Consider the following 3339-nt stretch of genomic DNA (forward strand, 5'->3'; position numbering starts at 1 on the left):
ACGTTACTTTCACTGGTAACGGATCAGGCTAAGGTAAAATTTGTGAGTTGCTCTTAATTGAGTATTATCGAATTTTCGGCGAATGTCGTCTTCATAGTATAACCAGATTGCTTGGGGTTATATGGTCAAGTGAAGAAGCGCATACGGTGGATGCCTTGGCAGTCAGAGGCGATGAAAGACGTGGTAGCCTGCGAAAAGCTTCGGGGAGTCGGCAAACAGACTTTGATCCGGAGATGTCTGAATGGGGGAACCCACCTAACATAAGTTAGGTATCTTAAGCTGAATACATAGGCTTAAGAAGCGAACCAGGGGAACTGAAACATCTAAGTACCCTGAGGAAAAGAAATCAACCGAGATTCCCTTAGTAGTGGCGAGCGAACGGGGACTAGCCCTTAAGTGGCTTTGAGATTAGCGGAACGCTCTGGAAAGTGCGGCCATAGTGGGTGATAGCCCTGTACGCGAAAATCTCTTGGTCATGAAATCGAGTAGGACGGAGCACGAGAAACTTTGTCTGAATATGGGGGGACCATCCTCCAAGGCTAAATACTACTGACTGACCGATAGTGAACTAGTACCGTGAGGGAAAGGCGAAAAGAACCCCGGAGAGGGGAGTGAAATAGATCCTGAAACCGTATGCGTACAAGCAGTGGGAGCCCACTTTGTTGGGTGACTGCGTACCTTTTGTATAATGGGTCAGCGACTTATTTTCAGTGGCGAGCTTAACCGAATAGGGGAGGCGTAGCGAAAGCGAGTCTTAATAGGGCGTCTAGTCGCTGGGAATAGACCCGAAACCGGGCGATCTATCCATGGGCAGGTTGAAGGTTGGGTAACACTAACTGGAGGACCGAACCGACTACCGTTGAAAAGTTAGCGGATGACCTGTGGATCGGAGTGAAAGGCTAATCAAGCTCGGAGATAGCTGGTTCTCCTCGAAAGCTATTTAGGTAGCGCCTCATGTATCACTGTAGGGGGTAGAGCACTGTTTCGGCTAGGGGGTCATCCCGACTTACCAAACCGATGCAAACTCCGAATACCTACAAGTGCCGAGCATGGGAGACACACGGCGGGTGCTAACGTCCGTCGTGAAAAGGGAAACAACCCAGACCGTCAGCTAAGGTCCCAAAGTTATGGTTAAGTGGGAAACGATGTGGGAAGGCTTAGACAGCTAGGAGGTTGGCTTAGAAGCAGCCACCCTTTAAAGAAAGCGTAATAGCTCACTAGTCGAGTCGGCCTGCGCGGAAGATGTAACGGGGCTCAAACCATACACCGAAGCTACGGGTATCACTTAGGTGATGCGGTAGAGGAGCGTTCTGTAAGCCTGTGAAGGTGAGTTGAGAAGCTTGCTGGAGGTATCAGAAGTGCGAATGCTGACATGAGTAACGACAATGGGTGTGAAAAACACCCACGCCGAAAGACCAAGGTTTCCTGCGCAACGTTAATCGACGCAGGGTTAGTCGGTCCCTAAGGCGAGGCTGAAAAGCGTAGTCGATGGAAAACAGGTTAATATTCCTGTACTTCTGGTTATTGCGATGGAGGGACGGAGAAGGCTAGGCCAGCTTGGCGTTGGTTGTCCAAGTTTAAGGTGGTAGGCTGGAATCTTAGGTAAATCCGGGATTCTAAGGCCGAGAGCTGATGACGAGTGTTCTTTTAGAACACGAAGTGGTTGATGCCATGCTTCCAAGAAAAGCTTCTAAGCTTCAGGTAACCAGGAACCGTACCCCAAACCGACACAGGTGGTTGGGTAGAGAATACCAAGGCGCTTGAGAGAACTCGGGTGAAGGAACTAGGCAAAATGGCACCGTAACTTCGGGAGAAGGTGCGCCGGTGAGGGTGAAGCATTTACTGCGTAAGCCCATGCCGGTCGAAGATACCAGGCCGCTGCGACTGTTTATTAAAAACACAGCACTCTGCAAACACGAAAGTGGACGTATAGGGTGTGACGCCTGCCCGGTGCCGGAAGGTTAATTGATGGGGTTAGCTAACGCGAAGCTCTTGATCGAAGCCCCGGTAAACGGCGGCCGTAACTATAACGGTCCTAAGGTAGCGAAATTCCTTGTCGGGTAAGTTCCGACCTGCACGAATGGCGTAACGATGGCGGCGCTGTCTCCACCCGAGACTCAGTGAAATTGAAATCGCTGTGAAGATGCAGTGTATCCGCGGCTAGACGGAAAGACCCCGTGAACCTTTACTATAGCTTTGCACTGGACTTTGAATTTGCTTGTGTAGGATAGGTGGGAGGCTTTGAAGCGTGGACGCCAGTTCGCGTGGAGCCAACCTTGAAATACCACCCTGGCAACTTTGAGGTTCTAACTCAGGTCCGTTATCCGGATCGAGGACAGTGTATGGTGGGTAGTTTGACTGGGGCGGTCTCCTCCTAAAGAGTAACGGAGGAGTACGAAGGTGCGCTCAGACCGGTCGGAAATCGGTCGTAGAGTATAAAGGCAAAAGCGCGCTTGACTGCGAGACAGACACGTCGAGCAGGTACGAAAGTAGGTCTTAGTGATCCGGTGGTTCTGTATGGAAGGGCCATCGCTCAACGGATAAAAGGTACTCCGGGGATAACAGGCTGATACCGCCCAAGAGTTCATATCGACGGCGGTGTTTGGCACCTCGATGTCGGCTCATCACATCCTGGGGCTGAAGCCGGTCCCAAGGGTATGGCTGTTCGCCATTTAAAGTGGTACGCGAGCTGGGTTTAGAACGTCGTGAGACAGTTCGGTCCCTATCTGCCGTGGACGTTTGAGATTTGAGAGGGGCTGCTCCTAGTACGAGAGGACCGGAGTGGACGAACCTCTGGTGTTCCGGTTGTCACGCCAGTGGCATTGCCGGGTAGCTATGTTCGGAATAGATAACCGCTGAAAGCATCTAAGCGGGAAACTAGCCTCAAGATGAGATCTCACTGGGACCTTGAGTCCCCTGAAGGGCCGTCGAAGACTACGACGTTGATAGGTTGGGTGTGTAAGCGCTGTGAGGCGTTGAGCTAACCAATACTAATTGCCCGTGAGGCTTGACCATATAACACCCAAGCAATTTGACTACTCGAAAGAGCATCAGATTGCGGTGTGTGAAGACGAAACGAACCGAAAGTTCGAGATACTCACAAAACACCAAGCTGTCACATACCCATTCGCTGGAGCGTGAACCTGCAAAGGCCCACGACCTGGCTACCGAATTTCTTGACGACCATAGAGCATTGGAACCACCTGATCCCATCCCGAACTCAGCAGTGAAACGATGCATCGCCGATGGTAGTGTGGGGTTTCCCCATGTGAGAGTAGGTCATCGTCAAGATTAAATTCCGAAACCCCTATCTGCGTATGCAGGTAGGGGTTTTGTTTT

2 rRNA genes are annotated in these 3339 nt (G+C 51.1%); both read left to right on the forward strand.

The features are described 5' to 3' along the window. Nucleotides 1–123: 123 nt before the first annotated feature. Nucleotides 124–3015 (forward strand): 23S ribosomal RNA (locus F8N43_RS29085). Between the two features lie 160 nt (nt 3016–3175). Further along, nucleotides 3176–3291: ribosomal RNA gene (gene rrf, locus F8N43_RS29090) — 5S ribosomal RNA — on the forward strand. Nucleotides 3292–3339: the final 48 nt, after the last annotated feature.

It is taken from the genome of Pseudomonas fluorescens (genome assembly GCF_902498065.1).
Classification (GTDB): domain Bacteria; phylum Pseudomonadota; class Gammaproteobacteria; order Pseudomonadales; family Pseudomonadaceae; genus Aquipseudomonas; species Aquipseudomonas fluorescens_BJ.